Genomic DNA, 19,082 nt, shown 5'->3' with positions numbered 1-19,082 from the left:
TGGTTGCGTTTTGGTTGCGTTTTCGGCGTGCGTGGTTTAGCCTGCTCAGGTGTTTAAGGGATCGCAATGCCCAGCGTTACTAGAGACAATCATCTGCTGTCGCGCGTAGCGGCGTTCATTTTGCTCACAGGAAGTGTTGCATCCGCGGCTCGCCAGCTTGGCGTCAATCGCGTCACGCTTTGGCGTTTTGCAAACTCCGGCTGTGCGATTTCCCGAACGCGGCTGGCGTTGGACCGCAGCCTGTCGGCGCTGCAAAGTGAAACGGCAGGAACGGGTGTTGCCGAGCAACAGAAACCGCACGCGTCGCGCCCAGGACTTGCACCAGAGCTCCAAGGCCTGCGCGATCTGTGCACGCGGGTGGTCTCGCTCATTGATGCGTTGGAAGCAGGCGCTCAGCCGCAGTGGAGCGTCGCTGGTCCCGGAACACCTTCGGTCAGCCGAATTGAAGAAAAAGGGGAGTAAGGGATGGGAAACGTTCAGGGGGACCGCCGCGCGCTACAGCGCACGATGGAGGCCATCATCGCTGACTCAAAGCGCAAGGCTGCGCAACGTCAATTGCCCGGTCTGGATCGGCCAGCTGTATCGGCGCCCCAATCGTCCAGCCCGGTTGGTACCAGCAACGTTCCCGAACGTATTGCGGAACTCGTGTACGAGTTAGTCCCCCGTCGGCGCCTGGCCGACTTGGTGCTGCGCCCTGAGCTCGTGACGGACATCGAGGAGTTCCTTTACGAATACTCGCAAGCGGCTCTGCTCAGAGAGCACTCCTTAGAGCCGCGGCACACGATATTGATGGTCGGCCCTCCAGGCAATGGCAAGACAAGCCTGGCCGAGGCCATCGCCGCGGAGCTGTCGTTACCGTTGTTGTCGGTGCGCTATGACGCGATCGTGGACAGCTTCCTTGGCGAAACCTCCAATCGTCTTCGCAAGCTGATCGACCACGCCACGCTCAACCCCTGCGTGTTGTTCTTTGACGAGTTCGACGCTGTGGGCAAGGAACGCAGCGACTCGCAGGAAACTGGTGAGATCAAGCGCGTCGTGAGCACGCTGCTCATGCAAATGGATCGGTTGCCCAGCCACGCGGTCGTAGTGTGCGCGACCAATCACCCTGAACTGCTAGACCGGGCAGTGTGGCGCCGGTTCGAGATCAAGCTCGAGATTGGGCGCCCCGGCCCTGCGGAACTTGCAGTGTGGTTTGAACGCTTTGAGCAATCCCTGGGAGCTGGACCGATTGGTATCAGTACGCAACAATTTGCAAGCCACATGGCAGGAGAGAACATGTCTGCGGTCGAGGCGTTCACATTGGACGTGCGACGCAAACTGGTCCTAGCCAAGGGAGGTTTGTCAGCCCCTGAAGCCGTGCGGCAGGTCTTGGACCGCGCCATCGTGCGGCCGCCACAAGAAGCGGAAATCAGGGAAGATGAACCGAAACTATCCAATCGTGCGCCTCGCAAGAGAGCACGAAAAACTGCCTCGCCTGAAGCGGGGGGGCGGAGCCCCTCAGGCACCTCAGAAGCTTCCGTACCAAAGGCAGATTGAGCGATTCGAGCAAGCGTTCGCTGACCTTGAGCAGTCCCTCAAGAACGTAGCCGGCGGGGTCGACGTCTCGACCGATCCGCGCATGGTCGTGCCCGAGCGCGCCCTGGTCTTTGAAGTCAGCGGCTCCATCGAACGCTTTGATGTTGCAGTGCAGGCCCTCGGCTTCAACTGGTTGATCGAGGAGGAGCTGCCCGACGCGTCCGTCACCGAAGCGGAACTCGACGGCGAGCAGCTGATGGAGGATCTCGCAGACGTCACTGACGAATCCGCCGCGCCCAAGGCGCAGGTCATGTACATGACCATGCCGACCCAGGAGAGCCTCAGCAAGCTCCTCGCGCAGTGGAAAGCCTTTAAGAAGGAAAAACTCCTCGGCGGAAAAGCGCCCCGCGGCCTTGCCCCGCTTTGGAACATGTTTTCCTGCTTGTTGGACTTGCGGACGTGGTCGGTCCGGGACCGCATGGATCCGAGCATCGCCCGTTATGTGAAAGCCATGCTGGAGGAGGAGCCCGACCGGGAGGTCTTGATCGAGTTCAACTTCTGGTACCGCAAGGATGAACGCCAACGCGACAGGGCGGTGGCCACACTTGACGCGCTGCTCGAGCAAACGGGCGGTGCCCGGGTGGACTTCGTCGAAATCCACGAGATCGGATATCAAGGCGCACTGGTGAGGCTTCCCGCGGCCGTGGCGCTGGACATGGTCCAACGTTCGGACGCATCACTCGCCCGGCTCGATGACGTCATGAGCATCAGGCCTCAATCGGCCTACTTGCCCAGCGCCGATCGACCGCAGGACGCGAACCTGCGAGATCTGGGAGATGTCCCGGTGCTCACCGGCCCCTGCGTCGCAGCGATCTTGGACGGATATCCAGTCGCTGGTCACGCCGCGCTGCAAGGACGCCTGGCCGTGCATGAAGTGGATGTGAAGACGGCGGACGTGCCAGTCTCGTCTCGCCATCACGGCACGGCGATGGCGTCCCTCGTCCTACATGGCGACCTCCACAAGGACCAGCCCGCACTCACGCGCAAGGTGGCCTTGATCCCGGTGCTGACCGGCGACCCTCAGAGCCCTCAGGAGTCGACGCCCCGCAATAAGCTCGCCATCGGCGTGATTCACCGCGCCCTTCAGGCCATCGTCAACGCAGATCCACAGGCGCAGCCTGACCTGCGGCACGTCACGATCGTGAACCACTCGCTGGGCGATACCTTTGCTCCGTTTGCCAGGCGGCCGTCGCCCTGGGCCGCGCTTCTCGATTACTACAGCTTCACCCACAGACTGCTGTTCGTCATCAGCGCAGGAAACATCTTCTCCGCGTTCCCACTGAACCAGTACAACGACGCCGCCGAGTTCGAAGCGGCCGAGGCGGCGGAGCGGGAGGCTGTGATCATCACCTCGCTTGAGGCATCCAAGGGGCAGCGCGGCATCCTCTCTCCTGCGGAGTCCATCAACGGGCTGACCGTCGGCGCCGCGCACGTGGACGAGTCACCCGAAAACTTTGGCGCGGGCATCGATCCCTATCCGACGCAGCAAATGCCCAACTTGGCCTCCGCGCTGGGCTTCGGCGTCAACAAGAGTCTCAAGCCCGATCTGCTGCACCCGGGCGGCCGCTTCGCGGTCGTGGCCTCGAACGTCGACGGCGGCGGTGTCACCGTCAGCCCGAACCGGTCGGTCCGCGTGGGCCAACTGGTGGCTGCACCGTCGACGACAGGCAACTTGCGTCACACCACGCGCATGGCCGGCACGAGCAACGCTGCGGCTCTCGTCACTCGGGCTGGCGTGCAACTCGCCGACGCTGTGGACCTGGCCTACGCGGGTGATGCGACGACCTGGCTGAACAAACGTACGCGGGCCGTCATCCTCAAGGCGCTGCTGGCGCATGGCAGCAGCTGGGGCGACATCGGCGACACCCTCGAGGAATCTTTCAAGCACCAGGAGAACTGGCAGCGACGACGCGATGCCATCGCCAAGCTCCTGGGCTACGGCAATCTCGACATCACGCGCGTCATCAGCGGCGACGACAACCGTATCACCTTGCTCGCCGACGATGAGATCGCGCATGACGAGCGCCATGAGTACCGCCTGCCGATTCCGAAGGCCATGCTCAACAACAAGGAACTCCGCACCATCACGATGACCCTTGCGTGGGCCACCCCGATCCTGCCCACGACCATCGACTACCGCGGCGTCTCCCTGCGGCTGGTCAGTGGCACCGGCAAGGGAGACTTCTGGGACGGTGTGGAGCGCGACAAGAGCACGCAGCCCACGATCACGACATGCGAGAAAGGCACCCTGGTGCACGTGAAGCTCAGCGGATCCACGCTGCTTGAAGCGGCCAACGCCGACGGCATCTTTGTGTGCGTGCAAGCGATGTCGAGGCACCGCTCGCTCAACAAGCAGCCAGTGCCCTACGCGCTGGCCATCACGATGGAGATGGCGCAGTCGGTGCGTACCGGGCTGTACCAGGAAGTTCAACAGGCAATCGCGGCACGTGCGCAGCAACGCGACACCGTGCGCGCAGGGAGGGCAGCATGAGCAAATTCGACCCCGCAGACTCGCTTGGCGCGCTAGCGGCGCCTCAGATTTCGGAGTACCTCACCGGCATCAATGACCTCAAGGGAGCAGCGCGCTACGTTGGAGGCATGGCTGGCGGGCAAGGGCTTATAGGGGCGGCCTCGCCCTACGATCACACCGGCGCGGTACTCGGCTACATCCCGCCAGGCGGCGTCGGTCCCCGTCACGACATCGTCGGCCTCAGTCAGATTCCGGGCGACAAGACCTTGGTGGGCAAACGCATCAAGATCACGCTGGACAAGTTCTACGTTCACAACTATCCAGGTCTTGGCACGCACAACATCCTGTGTGAGTTTGCAGGCCGCAACCAGGCAAAGAGCGCGGCGGAGCCGCTGCAGTTCGCGCTGCGCTTTCGCGCACGTGACAAGGACGCCGCCGCGATCGGGGGCGTGCCGCTGTTCCTCGGCCTCACGGTCGGAGCCAACGGGATCTCCTTCGAAGGCCGCACCATCAATGTGTCCAGCGACGGCGACGAAACTGTCTTGAGCACGCTCGACAGCCCGGCATTTCAAAGCGGCCTGAAGCTGCTGACCACGACGCAGCCTGCGCTCAAGCCGCTATCGTCCCTGGCGGAAGCCGTCGTGAAGAACGTGCTCAAGCGCCGGTTCAACAAGCAGGTTCACTCGTTCGATCTGGGGCTGGACTTCGGCGCGAACGTGTCGTCCGCGCGACTCCAGCTCGGCACTTACCTCGTGGTGCAAAGCAACCTGAGCGCGGATTGGAAGTGGGACGCGTTTGTCTGGAACACCGATGCGCAAGTGCTTCAAGCGAAGGACCAAGGCCAGCCGGTCGACTTCAACTACATGGTGTTTGGTATCTCCGACTACGTCGCGGATCCAGAGGACTAACAGGTACCAACCCGCAGCACGCGCGGTCGTCTTGTCGCCCCTGCCCCTGACAACATTGGCTGGAGACGCATGTTCCATCCGTACGAGAACATCATCATTGGCAACTTCCTCTACAGCTTGGGTCTGGCGATGGGGAGACAGGCCGGCCCGGCACCTGCCTGCGTCAACCTGCTGCAGCAGACGCCGGCCGATCCTGTACTTGGAGACGTCATGCTGCAGTTCCCCGGCGTGTGGCGCCTGATCGAATTCAAGCGCACCGGAGGTGATGAAAAGAAGGAGCATCGCAAACGCAGGAAGTTCCTGGCCGCCACAAGCCCGGCGCGCGGGCGGCAGCGGCTGCGCGCCATCTCGCGCCAAGTGCATTGGTACTTGGTCAACGGACCCGATCAACAGGGCCAATCCCCTTCGCCGCAGCATTACCCGATGACGGTGCGCCCGTATCTTCATCAGACGGGAGATCAGGCGATCCCGATGGAAGCATTCGCGCAAGACCTGGTGCAGCAAGCGTGCAAGGGGCGCTTCACGGACGAGGACGAGCTTGCCGACTACATGGCGATCGTGGAAACGCTGGCGGGCGTGCGACGTTACAACGCCGGCGGTCTGCTCGTCGGAGTGAACGCCGGCGGCGATGGCGGTACTGGGGGGATTACATACTTGCCGGTGCCCAACTTTGCCGATCTTCGCGGTACCGCTCGGATGCTAGAGCTGCGGTATCTGGAGGAGGTTCGCCAGCGTGAGACAGCGCGCTTGCTTGAGGCGGAGCGCCAATCGCGGGTCTTGCAGAAGCAGACCACCCTGCAGCGCCGGAGCGCTCCCGAAAGGGCCGGGCCTGGCAACCGGGACAATGGTCGCGAACATTGATTTTGAACGGCGGTCTACGCATCGGTGCTCCACTGGAGCCCAAAATCTCATCACCTACCCCTGCCCATGAACGCACCGCTTCCACCCGCTCCATCCTCCGCACGACCCCCACGCCGTGATCTGGATGCCATCGTGCAAGCGCTGGACGACATCATGGACCATGCAGAGGAACTTCAGGGGCAGGCCGCCGCCTCAGTAAAGAGGCTCGACGAGGCTGCAGTGGATAGTGCCCAGGCCAGCGAACGTCTGGTTGCGTGCGCCAACGCGCTTCAAGAACGCCTGACTACACAGGTAGCCGTAGCTGTCGCAAAGCGATTTGACGAAGCAGTGACAGGCGCAAGCGAGACGATCGCTGCCGACGTGAAAAACAAAACGGAAGATCTCGTCAAGCTGGCGAACTCCTTCGAGCGCACGGTGCGCCAGGCCCAGATTGCTATTCACGCGCAGCAAGAAAAGGTTGAGCAGCGCATGCTCATATATGCCGCGGGCGGGCTGGCGATCGGCGTCGCGCTGACGGTGGGCCTAGCCATCATCTTCATTCCTTCAGTCCGCTGACTTCGCCACAGGAGTGCGGAATCCCAGCGACTTGAACTTCCGCGATAACGAATGCAACTTCGAGGCGTCGCGTGACGGCTATGAGGAGCGAGATCAGATGGAAGAACTAGACATCTCGGGCCGCCGCCGCGGCGGCGCGAGCTCGGCCAACGGCTTGGCCGGTTGCCCGCCAGCTTCTAGCTGTGAGCTTGATCGCAATGCGCCAAGAACGATGCCTACGAATCGCAAGCGGCGCAGCGCGGACGGGCGTGTCTGTGACGGACTGCCAGAGGTCCGACCCGCCCCGATCCGAAGCGTGTCCTGTAGGGAATCGTGACGACATGCTGTCCTGAAAGTTGTCGCCTTGGCAGACCGCCGCGACATTGCGCCGCGTGTATCCCGACGACCGCTACCGCCTGGTCTTGCACGTCGCCATCTCCACCCCGACCTCGCTCGAATGCTGGAACGTCATTCCTGCCAAGCGCTAGTCCTCTTGCGAGCGTTGATGTGCCCGAGTCCAGCAGCTATGGGTGCCAGCCCGACGGTGGAGAGTGAGTCGCAACCTTGAGCACGTCGCCCACTTCGTCGAGGGTGAGCGACGGAACGAAGGTTTTCTTGATGTACTTGGCTCTGACGTCTTTGGGTTCCAGCTTCGCGGGCGACGCAGGCTGCATGCCAGCGCTGCTGGCTTGGAACCAGGCGGAGTCCCATAGGAGTGCCAGATAGCGAGCGCCATGAGCCAGAACCTTTGTTGTGGGTTCGGCAAGCTCATCGTTCATAGCCTTGAGCATGGCCACCTTGCTGCCACCGCCAGCCTCTTCGAACACGTCCAGAATCTTCTGGGGTGGAAGCTCCTCGGCGACCACATGCATCAGCTCAATGGTGGCCCGAGCTACCTGTGCACCGCTCTTACACAACCGTAGCTCATTCATCGCCGCGAGTTCGTTGACGGCCTCTGGCAGCAGGGTCGATGCGAACCGAGAAACCATCTTGGTTTCGTACGCGCTGTGGACGCCGTCGCCATAAGGGATGGCATTGCCATCCGCATCGACCCGCGGCCCATCGCGGTACTTGTCCCCGTCCGCCAAATAGGAGCCGTGCAGGGGCTGCGATGCATCACCCATGTAGTGCGCGGCGATACCGGCAGCAGTTACGAAACCGACGATGTCGCTTCGGCTAAGGCACTCGACCATCGTGTCAAAAAACTGCCAGAGCCGGAACGGCAACAGGCCCTTCTTCAATTTGTTCGAATACTGATTGGCCTCCTTCGGCCGCCCCTCGGCCTTTGCTACTTCGGTCAAGCGCTTGTAGTAATTCTGCCAAGCCTCGATCGTGAGGTAGGTGTCCGGGTCGGTCCGACAGAGCTCCCGAAGGTTGGTCGCTTGGTCCGGGTGCTTTGCATCAATGTCCGCATAGTGCGTCGGATGCTCCGGCCCATTCGTCATGCCGCCTCCACCTGAGCTGTCGCGACCGCCAGTGCGGCCGCCAGAGCTCTTGGGCAGCTTCTTCCAGATTTCGTCGGGAACGTCAGCGAGGGGCACGAACTTGTCATCGCTGCTCAAGGCACCGACGGAGGCGTCGAACCCGCTCTGCTCGATGGCGTCGAGGTCGAAACTCAGGATCGAGGAGTTCGTCTCCATCAATGCCTTGAGTTTCGGATCCCGGACTGCAGTGATTGCCAGAGCGGCAATGGAGTAGTGGCCCGTACGCCCCCAGTAACCGGACACTCCGCGGCCGACATCGGTGACCAACTCCACGTTGAGCTGACGGCAGACCGTGCTGAGGCTAGTCGCGACCGCATAGCTGGCGCTATGCGAGGTGTCTCCAAGGACCTGGCCGCCCCATTCCACGGCCAGCGGCCTCAGGTCGCGCTTGGCCAGCGGTATGACGTCGACCCTCTGGTCGCGAGGTGTCACGTCCAGGTGCCAGACCATGCCCGAGTCGCCCGGACGGGTCTCTACGCCGTCGCCCGGCGCGATCATGAAGTCGGCCACGTAGTCGAACCCGCCGACAGACCGGTGGCGATAGAACAGCGCCTTGAGCTTGCCCCGGATCAACCCTGACGCCGCACCGTAGCCCAAGACCGGTTGGTCGATAAGCCGTAGCGACAGGTTGCCCTCATGCACGTCGGCCATAGGTCCGAGTGCCGGCAAACCGTACGTGTTGCTGGTCCAGTCTTCGAGGCGGTCCAGCGTGACAAGGCCGACATCCAACGCCGAGAACGAGCGACGGCCCGGGTAGTTCGGATATACCTCGCTGAAAGGTAGCCGCATCAGGTTCACTCCTGAGCTCACACCAATTCGATCCTCGCCCTCACGCAAGACGCTGCGCACGATCGTTCCCACGTCGCCACTTGCATGCCTGGCTGTCAACGCATAGGTGGTGAAACCGTCGGTCACAAGGCAACCGGCAGTTGCGGAGCGACGCTCCCCTTGGCGCTCCACGATGATCGGGCAACCGCCGCCCAACGGATGCGAAGGCCGAGGCCCCCACACCGGCTCCGCCACCTTGTGCGTCCGCGTTTCACCGACCTCAACAGTACACACTGGAACCGCCCGGCCATCCTGCATATACAGCGTCTTCGGCAGGCTCTGCGACGGGTCGTACTGGCCGGCCGGACCGAATTCCTCGTCGGCCGCCCACTTCTTGACGAAGGCCAGAACGCAAGGCCATGAATAGTCGCGAACCTCAGAGTTGTCGAGGGTGCGAGGGGTCTTGGGCTTTCCGTGGCCCAAGCGGCTCTCGCCAGATTTCGTGGGCCAGGGATCCGTTTTGCGGATCAGGTAGTAGCCCACAGCCGTGCCAACGACATTGGCCTTGCTCAATAGGTGGAAGTGGTAGGCGTCTCGGGCCTCAAGGAGGTCCTTCAGTGACAGTCCGGAAAAGTTGTACTGCAGGTCCAGCACCGACATATGCATGTCCTCCCATCATGACTTCACCTAAGAGCCTCGGCGATATGAGCATCAAGAAGCTATGGCCAGATGACAGCGCTGGATGATCGCCAGGCCCGAAAAACAATGCGTCCACAAGATTGAGGAGATCGAGCAGACGAAGCAGTTTTTTCTGGCCACATGACCGCAATCTCTGTCAGGCGCTCGTCTCCACTAGGCTGAGGTCGCGTGAAAACGCTTCTAGTGATCGGATTGAGGCTGCCTCAATTAGCGAGTCGATCAGAAATGGTGGACGTGGATACCAAGGCGCTCAAGGCAATGGTGTCCCCAGCGGTTCGCTGCTTGAGTTCGCCAAGGGCATCGGATTACGCGCGCTACTGCTGGCTCCAGGCTAGCACTTCAGTTCTTTCATTTGGTCGATCGGCCGCTCATGTAATTCACCTCGCGCGATGCACTCATCCGGATGACAGCGGTGGTGTGCCAGTAGCGGCTGCGCTCTATGCCGAGATCTGCAATGGGATTCGAGAGACAGGGGTCAGGGATGGGGCGTGCGCAAGGGCCGGCAGCAGTCTTCGACCTTGGACAGGGTGGGCAGACGGCATGCACCGCCGGTCACTGGCTAGGTGCGCGACTTCGGGCTGAGCATGTTGAAGTGCGCCGTAGCGCACGTTAGTGCTCGTGGCATTGCGGCCTTGGGCGACAGACTTCTGGAAGTGAGCGGCCCACAGCTTGAGGCGATTCGGCTCGGCTGACGCCGGATCCACACGCAAACGTTGCACTGGAAGGTCTTACAGCTTCTCACGAAGACGTTGAAATCCTTCAATCACTGGGTCCGCCATTTCCCGACTAACCCAGGACTCATAAGGCTGCAGGCCAGAGTCGACCTTGCTAAGCCCCTCGAAGCGGTGCGACCAAAACAAGTCGTCAAAGTAAAAGCTGTACTGCTAAACGTGGGCTGTACCTGCGTTGGCGCCAAGAAAGTAGATGTGCGCACCGTTGGACAGCACGAAGGGATTGTCGTCTAGCCCGACGACGCAGCACTGTGGACAAGGAATTCGGCGATACCTGCTGATTGACGTTTGCCGCGCGCGGCTTCTTACTATTCTTCCAACAGGGGAGTGAAAGAATGAAGACGAATGAATTCGCACCAAATAGAAATCTACTTAATTCAATATTTGCCCATGATCCGATCACAAAGAATATTCTTAGCTTCTTAAGAACTTCTGAGCACATTGGCCTCGCTCTATTAAACAAAGAAACCAAGGATTTTGTCTACACCCGCCTCTTGGGTGAACATTATGATCCATTCGCAACAAGCCAATGGCACTCACTCGGAACCAGTGGGAGGCACACCGTAGACCAAAACGCAGTTTACGATGACGATTTTATTCTAATGAGAGCCGGCATTGTTGCAGAAATAGCCAAATATTCAAAAATGGCTTGGCATCATATGATCGAGAGTCTAGCCCAACAAACAATTGTTCAACTTGAAAGCCAGGAAAGCACAATTTATGTCGAACTAAATTGGCAACTCCAAAACACTCCTCAAATTCCTCAATACGTCAACTGCAAAGCAGTTCTAAAAATTGGTCAAAAGACTGCTTTTGCCTTGAATTTTATAAATGGCGAGAAATTGAGTGAAATCGCCATTGAATTCTTTAAGGCAAATCAGGGTTTGCCGACAGGCCAGAGCATGTATGGCGCAGTAGCGGCACGCCACGCCGAGTTGCGCCTAACTAATAGATTAGTATTAGGAGTTGCGACTCCAAGCCCAAGACTATCGATTGATAAATATTGTTGCGTATTTTGTGCAGTTCAACTAACCGCACTTGGTTATCAACATCTTGTGCCCGGATGGCGCGCAGGAGAGCTGAAATGGTACACGTTCTTGCCCGCCGTAGTTTATTTTGCGGACAAGCGAAAAGCCATTTGGGGGGAAGCGGTAGAGAAATTTTTCTGCTCGCTTTCTGCCGGCGAACGTTTGGACTTTTTGATTGCTCTTGTCGAGCAAACCAAGGGGGCTGCTGACACATCGCCGCATTCGCTTCGCGCCTCCAGAGAGGAAGAGTACTTCGGAGCCCGATTTTCTTCCTAGAAGAATATGCGACGTTTCCCGTTCTCGCAGTTCCTCAGAGATGATGATCGGAAAGCTTCAGTTGCCATGAGCCATCTCCATGCGTTGGCCTGGTCACCATTAGCATGCCGTGCGTCATCCGCCAGAAGCTGATCGGCGTCCCGGGACTGAGCGGGAGAGTGATCCGGCGGAGACTACGCCGCGTAGAAACGAGAACTTCGAAAACCGGGCTGCCCCATGGCGCAGATCACGTTTCGCCACGAACACCGTTCATCCCGAAGATGGGTGGCAGTCACTGCTGACTTCTACGCGCGCGGCAGATCCATTCGGTGGACGGCTGTTGTTGACTGCGTAGAAGCGCAGCTGACCATTGCCGGCGGCGACCTGCTCGGCCTAGGAGAGTCTCCTGAACAAGCAGTGATCCGCCTTGCTGGCGACACCGTGAACCTTCTGCGGCTCTAGCTGCCACTGGCTCATCTGACGCACGAGCGCGCACCGCAGCGCGTCGTCGCCCAGGCGGTCAAGCTGGCAACCGGAAGAACGACATCTCGGCGGATAGCCGCTGCGCCTGCTCCGACAAGGTCCCAGCCGCGGCGCTCGACTGTTCCACCAGCGCGGCGTTCTGCTGGGTCGATTGATCCAGCTCCTGCACCGCCGCGTCCACCAACGCGATGCCTGAACTCTGCTCCTGCGTTGCCGTGGCGATCTCACCCATCAGCACAGCGATGCGCTCCGCATTCGTGACGATGACTTGCACGGTCCGGCCCGCATCTGTCGTGATCTCGTGACCGGCTTCCACGCGTTCGACGCTGGTGTTGATGAGCTGTTTGATCTCGCGCGCCGCGGTCGACGTGCGCCCCGCCAACGCGCGGACCTCGGAAGCCACCACGGCGAATCCCTTTCCGTGCTCGCCCGCACGGGCTGCCTCCACCGCAGCATTAAGCGCCAGGATGTTGGTCTGGAACGCGATCGAGTCGATCACGCCGATGATCTCGGCGATCTTTCCGGACGAGTTCCGGATGTCGTCCATCGTCTGCGCCACCTGCCCGATCACCTGTCCACCACGGGTGGCCGCGGAGGCGTTGTCTCGAACGATCTTGACCGCCTCCTCCACGCGCGCCGAGGTATGTCTCACGGTGGCTGATATCTCTTCCATGCTGGAGGCGGTCTGCTGCAGGTTGGCGGCGGTTTGCTCCGTCCGGTGCGACAGATCCATGGACGCGGCCGCGATCTCGCCGCTCGCCGACTGCACATGGGCGGAACCATCCAGCGTGACGCCGACCACACGCCGAAGGCTGGCCTGCATTTCTCCCAACGTTCCCATCAGACGCGCCGCCTCATCGCGTCCCCAGGGCTTGGGCATGGTGGTGAGGTTGCCGTTCGTGATGGCTTCCAGATGCCCGGCAACCTCCCGCAACCCACCCTGCATGACGCGGTAGAAGGCCAGCATCAGGTAACCCGCCAGCAACAGGAAAGACACGACCACGGCAAGATGTCCCCACAGGCTGGCGCGCAGCTCGCCGACGCGCTGCGTCAAGCGATCCTCAAGCTGATGCAGCGCATCGTCGACCAGTGCGCGCTGCCGCTCGAGCGCCGCATTGCCTGCGGCGGTCAGCGTCGTCGTCTCGGCGCTCACATCGCCAGCCAGAATCTTGCCGTCCACCAGGGTCACGAGCGCGTTCAGCGCGTCATCCGTGCCGCGCTGATCGATGCTGCCCTTGAGCGCGGGGGCCGCCGAGTACACCGCATCCAGCGAATTCGCCACATCATCGCGCAGGGCGGACAGCAAGGACCGCGCCTGGCTCAGTTGATCGCGGGTCGGCCGCGACACGCTCTTGGCGCCGGCCGCCTGCACCGCCCAATCGCGCAAGGCCGCCGCGGCCTCCATCGACCGCACGCCGGCGAGTACGCCGATGTTGGCCAGGTGATGGGTATCCAGGCTGGGATCCACCGCGAGGCTGGACCCATCGGCGACCTCCCTGGCGAGAACAAGCACGGCCGCCGCGAGCCGAGACTGGGCAGCCATTCGCACCTCCCCGGCGGTCCCGTCAGCTCCGGCCGCCCCCGAGTCCAACGCCGCCAAGGCCGAACGCATGCCGTTGTAGGGCTCGGTCAGATCGAAGACGCGGCCCAACTCCGCCTGCCGACTCTCGATGGCTTTGGCTGCCCGGTCCACGGACTGCCGAGCCGTGCTGGTATCCGCCCCCGAGGCTTGCGCCAGCCGCAGCTGCTGCGTCGCGGACAGCAACTCGAGCACGGGCCGGAAGTAGGTCAGACCGCGTTGCTCGTCCGTCGTCCGGTGAAGCTGCTCACGCGTGTCCTCGACGAGGTAGGCCAACACGATGACCAGCGGCAGGACGAAGGCCGATGACAGCAGGAGCGCCTTCATCGGAAAGCCGATGCTTCGGAACAGCCGCACGCCCGGCGAGAGCCATCCGTGGTATCGGAAGAATTCCCCCAGGCCGCGGTCGGACCTCGCGGCGCCATCGGCCCTGAGCCCGCCGGAATGCTGTTGGTTCATCGGTTGCTCCATCGTGGATCGGTCATGAACGGGTCAGCGGCTCAACAGCGCCAAGAGTTCCTGCGCCGGTACCGCCTTGCTGAAATAGAAGCCCTGCAATTCGTCGCAACCCCGGTCGCGCAGAAAGTCCACCTGCGGCAGGGTTTCGACGCCCTCGGCGACGACGTTCAAGCCCAGCGACTTGGCCATCGTGATGATGGCTTGCGCGATGGCTTGATCCTCCCCGCTGCCTTCCAGATCACGCACGAACGCCCGGTCGATCTTGAGGGTGTCGATCGGGAAGCGTCTGAGGTTGGCGAGCGATGAGTATCCCGTGCCGAAGTCGTCGACCGCCAGTCGCAAGCCCATGCGCTTGAAGCGTCCCAGCAACGATGACGCGCGTTCGATGTCGCGCATCAGCATGCTCTCGGTAATTTCCAGCTCCAGGTTGCCCGGATCAATCGCAGTCGCAGTCACGATCGAGGCGACGTCGTCGAACAGGGCCTCGTCCGAGAACTGTCGCGCGGACAAGTTCACCGCCATGACCAAGTCCGGCCGACCTTCACGTTTCCAAGCCACCTGCTGACGACAGGCTTCCTCCAGCACCCAACGTCCAAGCGGCACGATCAGGCCGGTCTCTTCTGCCACCGGGATGAACTTGGCAGGCGATACCGCGCCCATTTCCGGGTGCGGCCATCGCAACAAGGCCTCCACGCCCTTGATGCGACCATCGGCCGCCAGAACCTTGGGCTGGTAGTGCACCTGCAACTGACCCTGGTCGAACGCGCGCTGCAGTTCCGTCTCAAAGGCCAGGCGTTCGATCGAATGGCGGTTCAGCGCCGGGGAGTAGAAGGCGAAGCCGTTGCGACCGTCCTCCTTGGCCTGATACAGCGCGATGTCCGCGTGCTTCATGAGGGTCGGCTCGTCGCCGCCGTCCTCGGGATAGATGCTGATGCCCACGCTGGCCGTCACACGCAACTCCTGACCCTCAAGGCGGAGTGGCTGCGACAACGCTTTCAGCAGTTTGCGTGCGACGACGCCCAAGCGCTCCGGCTGATCCACTTCGGGAAGCAGCAGCACGAACTCGTCACCGCCCATGCGGGCGATCAGGTCGCTTTCACGCATGCACCGACTCAGACGCTCGGCCATCTCTATCAGCAACGCGTCGCCGGCCTCATGTCCGAGCGTGTCGTTGACGTTCTTGAAACGATCCAGGTCGACGACGACCAACGCGAGCCGACGCTGGTAGCGGGCCGCCTCAGCCATCGCCTGCGCCATCGAGCGCGCGTACTGGGTTCGATTGGCCAGGCCGGTGAGCTTGTCGGTGTAGGCGAGGATCTCCACCTGGCGGGCGGCCTCGTTGGCCATCTCCGTCTCCAGCAGCAACTCGCGGTAGCTCTGCTGCAGATCTTCAGACATGGCGTTGAAGGCCAGCGTCAGTTCGCCGATCTCATCGCGGTCCTGTGGCGTCAGCGGCGGTGGGGGTGTTTCGCGCGAGAACTCGCGCACGGCCTGGTGGAGTTGACGAACGCCGCGGACAATCCTGCTGGTGACGCGCAGGCCGAAGACCGCGATGCCGAGAGATGCCGCAAGTCCGGCTATCCCCACCAGATATAGCGTACCTACCTCAGCCTCGAAGAGCTGGCGCGCGATTTCGGTGTACTCCAGCACAACCGCACCGACGATGCGCGCGTTCGGCCGGGGCGCGTCGTGAAGCGGCACCACCAGCTGCTTTGCGCCGCTGGGATGTTGCGCGCTGATCTCGACAAAACCTCGCGCCACGCCGTCGCGCATGGTGGCCTCGATTTCTCCACCGCGGTCTTCGCGGTATATCTCGCCGAGCTCAGACTGTACGATGTCCGCCATCGTCCGCCGCTCACGATCGACGATGAACAGGTCGCGTTTGTAGAGGTCGTCCAAGCCTTCGACATAGGCTTGCAACGAGTCCTGATTGAACGCAACGCTATAGGCAACCGACGCTGCCAGATTGCGAGCCTCTAACCTGGCTGATGTCTCGATGGCGCCCAACTGGACGGCTATCACGGCGCCAGTCAAAGCAAGCACGGTCACGCAGGCGGCACCTACCGCCGCCAGCATTCGGGCGCGGATGCCAAACGAGATAGGTCGATCGGCCAGCCGCTGCCGGCCATCGGGCTCCGAGCGAGGCGCGGTGGAAGATCCCGATTTACCGGGATGGACGATCGACATGAACAAGCCCCCTGAATGCACTCTGACGATGCACCTATGGGCAAGCTTGCATGGCAGGGTGGCCTACGTCAACCTCTACGGAATTCGCGGTCGAACGACCCCGATTCGCTGCGCTAGCTGATCTTGATAGATGGTGACGCCGACTTTCCTTTCGCAACTGAAGGCGGCGGTGCGACGCGTGCGGCTCCCTTCGCGAGCTGTGCGGCGGGCATGCTCGCGCCTTCCCGCACGATGGTGTTTGCCCGCCTATCGGTGCGAACTCCTCTGAAGGTCGCGTGGCGGATCTGGCCGTCTGGCGTCCATTCGGAAAAAGCCACTTCGACCACGGTCATTGGCTTGACCCAACCTTCAGTGCCTGGAACTCGCTTTGTCCAGCGGCACGGCTTGAGCTGGCTCGCGTCGACGGCGGGCTGCAACGCGGATCTGCGTAGCAAGCGCACTGCGGTGAGCAATACGCGGCGCTGGTCGAACGCGTGAAAGACGTAGGCTCGCGCAGCGAGCTTGGGGATTGGACGATGCAACGCGGCCCAGGTTGAAGAGTTCTACCCCGAGCAGTAGGGCGTCTTAATCGCTTCCCTCGGCATCACGCGGCGCCTGGAGTTGCAACCCCTTAGTGGGAGTTCAGGTCGCAGCGATTTCGCATTTGTCGCAACGATTCGGCAACCTCACAGCCGCCGCCGATCAGCGCCGCTGCCGACGCGCTGTGATGCGGCGCCCTGAACGCCCGTCTCGCCCATTGCGATGGCCGGAACTGGCCGTTGGCGCTGAGCAGCGCGGCGGACTCCAGCGCCTGCGCCTCCTCCAGCGGCGGCAGCAGCGACGGCAGCCGTTGCGCCAGCATCGACTTGCCGGTGCCCGGCGGCCCCACCAGCAGCAGGCTCAGGCCTCCGGCGGCCGCGACCTCCAGCGCGCGCTTGGGACCCGTCTGCCCCTTGATGTCATGCAGGTCGGCCAGGGCCTCGTGGGTTGGGGGCGGATCGCGCTGCACGCGCGTCAGCGGTGCGTCGCTCCGAGGCTGCAGGGCGTTGACGAGGTCCAGCAAATGCGATGCCTCGCGCACCACCAGCCCCTGCACCAGGGCGGCCTCGTCCGCGCAGCCGCGCGGCAGGATCAGCTCGCGGTCGAGCTTCGCCGCGCGCAGCGCGAGCGCCATCGCCAGCGCGCCGCGCACCGGCCGCAACTCGCCGGACAGCCCGAGTTCACCGGCGCACTCGATGTTGCCGAGCAGGTCCGCGTCGACCTGCCCGCTGGCGGCCAGCAGCCCCAGCGCGATCGGCAGATCGAAGCGCGAGCCTTCCTTCGGCAGATCCGCCGGTGACAGGTTCACCGTGATGCGCTTGTTGGCCGGGAAGTCCAGCCCGCTGCTCTGCAGCGCGGCGCGGACGCGCTCGCGCGATTCCTTGACCTCGATGTCGGCGAGCCCCACCAGCGTGAAGCTCGGCAGGCCGTTGGCAAGGTGCACCTCGACGTCGACCGCCGCGGCGGACAGGCCGTCGAGGGCGCGGCTGTGGATGATGGACAGGGACATGAGCTCACGCCGGTGATCGCGCTCAACTCAGCGCGGGGGGATGCCCTTGAGGACGGTGGCGATGGCGTCGGTGACCGCCTTGAGCCACTCGATGCCGGGCAAGTCCGGCGACGGGGCGGTGGTCGGCGTAGACACGGCGCGGGACGCGATGTCTCGCCTGACCGTCAGCGGGAAGGTGGCGCGGACCCTGCCTATAGCCCGCACGATCGCGCCGACGATCAGGAGACTGATCACCGCCACCGCCACCGCCACCGCCACCGCCACCGCCACCGCTGCATGCTGGGACTCCGGCGTCCACAGGCCGTCGACGAACGCTGCAACCACCCAGTGAAGCGTGGTTGCGATCAGCGCCAGCACGGCTGCCGCAAGGCCGATCGCGACCACTCTGAAGCACAGCCGTGCTCGTGATTCGAGCGGGGACAGGCGCCATCGCCCTCGGCAAAGCCTGGACCTGCGCAGCCGCTCTCATCGCGTTCATCGCCATCTCCTCCTCACCCACTCGGGTCACCAGGCCGCCAGTGTCCCCAGCGACTCTTTTCACGCCTAGCACCCCGTTGGGGCGTTTCAAGGGTTAACCAATCCCCCGCTCGTGCATGGTTTTGGTGCGGATTGGCGCTTGACGGGGCGCCGTTCGCAACTGCGCGTCTCTTCGTGAGCCGGATTGGGGCCGACCGGCCCTGGCACAAAAGCTGCAAAGCCTGCATCCGAAAGCAGTCAGCCCACGCCGCCCCATCAACAGGAGCTCCAGCGCATGAAATCCATCGTCGCCGTCGTCGCCCCCGTGCTAGCCGCCGCGCTCGCCGCCACCGCCTTGCCGGCCCGGTCGCAGGAGGCCGCCAACCCGTTGTCGTTCAACGCCAGCCTGACCTCCGACTACCGCTATCGCGGCATCTCGCAGACGCGCCTGCAGCCTGCGCTGCAAGGCGGCGTGGACTACGCGCATTCGAGCGGCTTCTACATCGGCGCCTGGGGCTCCACGATCAAGTGGATCAAGGACAGCGGCGGCGACGCCAGCGTCGAGATCGATACCTACGCCGGCTACAAGACCGAAGTCGGCGCCGGCGTCACGGTGGATGTCGGCTTCCTGCGCTACAACTACCCCAGCAACAAGCTCCCCGTCAGCGCCAACACCAACGAGCTGTACGGCGCGGTCTCCTACGGTCCCGCCACGCTGAAGTACTCCCACAGCATCAGCAACCTGTTCGGCTTCGCCGACTCGAAGGGCAGCGGCTACCTGGACCTGAGCGCCACCTTCGACGTCGGCGCCGGCTTCACGCTGACGCCGCACGTCGGCCACCAGAAGGTCAAGAACAACAGCGCCTCCAGCTACACCGACTACTCGCTGACGGTGAACAAGGACTGGGAGGGCTTCACCTTCGGCGCCGGCTTCGTCGCCACCAGCACCGACGCCTACATCGGCGGCAAGGGCAAGGACCTCGGCAAGAACGGCGTGGTCGTGTCCATCAAGAAGGTCTTCTGAATCTGAATCCGGCCCCCCGCGCCGACCTGGCGCGGGGCGTCCGGCGGAACGCA

General features: G+C 62.5%; 14 protein-coding genes and 1 pseudogene. 9 read left to right on the top strand and 6 right to left on the bottom strand.

The genetic code is table 11. From position 1 onward, the window contains the following. The first annotated feature begins 66 nt into the window (after positions 1-66). The 6 genes from CDN99_RS28445 (at position 67) to CDN99_RS23820 (ending at position 6,369) form a co-directional block, all read left to right on the top strand. Entirely contained in the window at positions 67-462 is a 396-nt protein-coding gene (locus CDN99_RS28445) for a hypothetical protein (protein WP_141100952.1), read from the top strand. Between the two features lie 3 nt (positions 463-465). Then, positions 466-1,536 (top strand): AAA family ATPase, encoded by a 1,071-nt coding sequence (locus tag CDN99_RS23840; RefSeq protein ID WP_238139683.1) that lies wholly within the window; start codon positions 466-468, stop codon positions 1,534-1,536. A gap of 82 nt (positions 1,537-1,618) precedes the next feature. Then, positions 1,619-4,066 carry a S8 family peptidase gene (locus CDN99_RS23835; protein ID WP_158218944.1) on the top strand — a complete coding sequence of 816 codons (2,448 nt, stop codon included), beginning with the start codon at positions 1,619-1,621 and terminating at the stop codon, positions 4,064-4,066. Continuing rightward, positions 4,063-4,953, top strand: coding sequence for a hypothetical protein (locus CDN99_RS23830; protein WP_141100951.1), 891 nt, complete (start codon positions 4,063-4,065; stop codon positions 4,951-4,953). Before CDN99_RS23835 ends, CDN99_RS23830 begins: the two co-directional genes overlap by 4 nt. 69 nt (positions 4,954-5,022) lie before the next feature. Then, the gene (locus CDN99_RS23825; protein WP_088387479.1) at positions 5,023-5,814 is read left to right on the top strand and encodes a hypothetical protein; all 792 of its coding nucleotides are present in this window, start codon (positions 5,023-5,025) and stop codon (positions 5,812-5,814) included. Between the two features lie 132 nt (positions 5,815-5,946). Continuing rightward, on the top strand, positions 5,947-6,369 hold the full coding sequence (locus CDN99_RS23820; RefSeq protein WP_088387477.1) for a hypothetical protein: 423 nt from the start codon (positions 5,947-5,949) through the stop codon (positions 6,367-6,369). A gap of 503 nt (positions 6,370-6,872) precedes the next feature. On the opposite strand, the gene CDN99_RS23815 is transcribed toward CDN99_RS23820, so the two are convergent. After that, positions 6,873-9,260 carry a phospholipase C/P1 nuclease family protein gene (locus CDN99_RS23815; protein ID WP_141100950.1) on the bottom strand — a complete coding sequence of 796 codons (2,388 nt, stop codon included), beginning with the start codon at positions 9,258-9,260 and terminating at the stop codon, positions 6,873-6,875. A gap of 1,105 nt (positions 9,261-10,365) precedes the next feature. Here CDN99_RS23815 and CDN99_RS28440 point away from each other — a divergent pair. Together CDN99_RS28440 and CDN99_RS28435 are read left to right on the top strand one after the other, a co-directional pair. After that, positions 10,366-11,334 (top strand): hypothetical protein, encoded by a 969-nt coding sequence (locus CDN99_RS28440; protein ID WP_141100949.1) that lies wholly within the window; start codon positions 10,366-10,368, stop codon positions 11,332-11,334. Positions 11,335-11,550: 216 nt separating this feature from the next. After that, a complete protein-coding gene (locus CDN99_RS28435) occupies positions 11,551-11,775 on the top strand; it encodes a hypothetical protein (protein ID WP_141100948.1) in 225 nt (74 codons plus the stop codon). A gap of 58 nt (positions 11,776-11,833) precedes the next feature. Here CDN99_RS28435 and CDN99_RS23810 read toward each other — a convergent pair whose 3' ends face one another. From CDN99_RS23810 to CDN99_RS28775, 5 genes and pseudogenes are all read right to left on the bottom strand, one after another. Then, positions 11,834-13,834 carry a methyl-accepting chemotaxis protein gene (locus CDN99_RS23810; RefSeq protein WP_158218943.1) on the bottom strand — a complete coding sequence of 667 codons (2,001 nt, stop codon included), beginning with the start codon at positions 13,832-13,834 and terminating at the stop codon, positions 11,834-11,836. A gap of 33 nt (positions 13,835-13,867) precedes the next feature. After that, the gene (locus CDN99_RS23805) at positions 13,868-16,021 is read right to left on the bottom strand and encodes a putative bifunctional diguanylate cyclase/phosphodiesterase (RefSeq protein ID WP_141100947.1); all 2,154 of its coding nucleotides are present in this window, start codon (positions 16,019-16,021) and stop codon (positions 13,868-13,870) included. Positions 16,022-16,134: 113 nt separating this feature from the next. Continuing rightward, positions 16,135-16,461: an ATP dependent DNA ligase gene (locus CDN99_RS29680; protein WP_310732495.1), complete on the bottom strand. Its 327-nt coding sequence runs from the start codon at positions 16,459-16,461 to the stop codon at positions 16,135-16,137. A 230-nt stretch (positions 16,462-16,691) separates the two neighbouring features. After that, a pseudogene (locus CDN99_RS23795) lies at positions 16,692-17,549 on the bottom strand (magnesium chelatase domain-containing protein); the annotation flags it as partial. A 27-nt stretch (positions 17,550-17,576) separates the two neighbouring features. Next, on the bottom strand, positions 17,577-17,906 hold the full coding sequence (locus tag CDN99_RS28775) for a hypothetical protein (protein WP_158218942.1): 330 nt from the start codon (positions 17,904-17,906) through the stop codon (positions 17,577-17,579). A 394-nt stretch (positions 17,907-18,300) separates the two neighbouring features. On the opposite strand from CDN99_RS28775, the gene CDN99_RS23785 reads away from it, so the two are divergent. Next, positions 18,301-19,029 (top strand): TorF family putative porin, encoded by a 729-nt coding sequence (locus tag CDN99_RS23785; RefSeq protein ID WP_088387463.1) that lies wholly within the window; start codon positions 18,301-18,303, stop codon positions 19,027-19,029. Positions 19,030-19,082: the final 53 nt, after the last annotated feature.

The sequence above is a fragment of the Roseateles aquatilis genome, assembly GCF_002205645.1.
GTDB classification, from domain to species: Bacteria; Pseudomonadota; Gammaproteobacteria; order Burkholderiales; family Burkholderiaceae_C; genus Roseateles; species Roseateles aquatilis.
Note: the sequence above shows the minus strand (reverse complement) of the source record. Positions and strands in the feature narration are given on the sequence as shown.

Bases quoted from the DNA above. Each gene is read 5' to 3' on its own strand.
- CDN99_RS28445 (WP_141100952.1), top strand. From the start codon at position 67: ATGCCCAGCGTTACTAGAGACAATCATCTGCTGTCGCGCGTAGCGGCG.
- CDN99_RS23840 (WP_238139683.1), top strand. From the start codon at position 466: ATGGGAAACGTTCAGGGGGACCGCCGCGCGCTACAGCGCACGATGGAG.
- CDN99_RS23835 (WP_158218944.1), top strand. From the start codon at position 1,619: ATGGTCGTGCCCGAGCGCGCCCTGGTCTTTGAAGTCAGCGGCTCCATC.
- CDN99_RS23830 (WP_141100951.1), top strand. From the start codon at position 4,063: ATGAGCAAATTCGACCCCGCAGACTCGCTTGGCGCGCTAGCGGCGCCT.
- CDN99_RS23825 (WP_088387479.1), top strand. From the start codon at position 5,023: ATGTTCCATCCGTACGAGAACATCATCATTGGCAACTTCCTCTACAGC.
- CDN99_RS23815 (WP_141100950.1), bottom strand. From the start codon at position 9,260: ATGTCGGTGCTGGACCTGCAGTACAACTTTTCCGGACTGTCACTGAAG.
- CDN99_RS28440 (WP_141100949.1), top strand. From the start codon at position 10,366: ATGAAGACGAATGAATTCGCACCAAATAGAAATCTACTTAATTCAATA.
- CDN99_RS28435 (WP_141100948.1), top strand. From the start codon at position 11,551: ATGGCGCAGATCACGTTTCGCCACGAACACCGTTCATCCCGAAGATGG.
- CDN99_RS23810 (WP_158218943.1), bottom strand. From the start codon at position 13,834: ATGAACCAACAGCATTCCGGCGGGCTCAGGGCCGATGGCGCCGCGAGG.
- CDN99_RS23805 (WP_141100947.1), bottom strand. From the start codon at position 16,021: ATGTCGATCGTCCATCCCGGTAAATCGGGATCTTCCACCGCGCCTCGC.
- CDN99_RS23785 (WP_088387463.1), top strand. From the start codon at position 18,301: ATGAAATCCATCGTCGCCGTCGTCGCCCCCGTGCTAGCCGCCGCGCTC.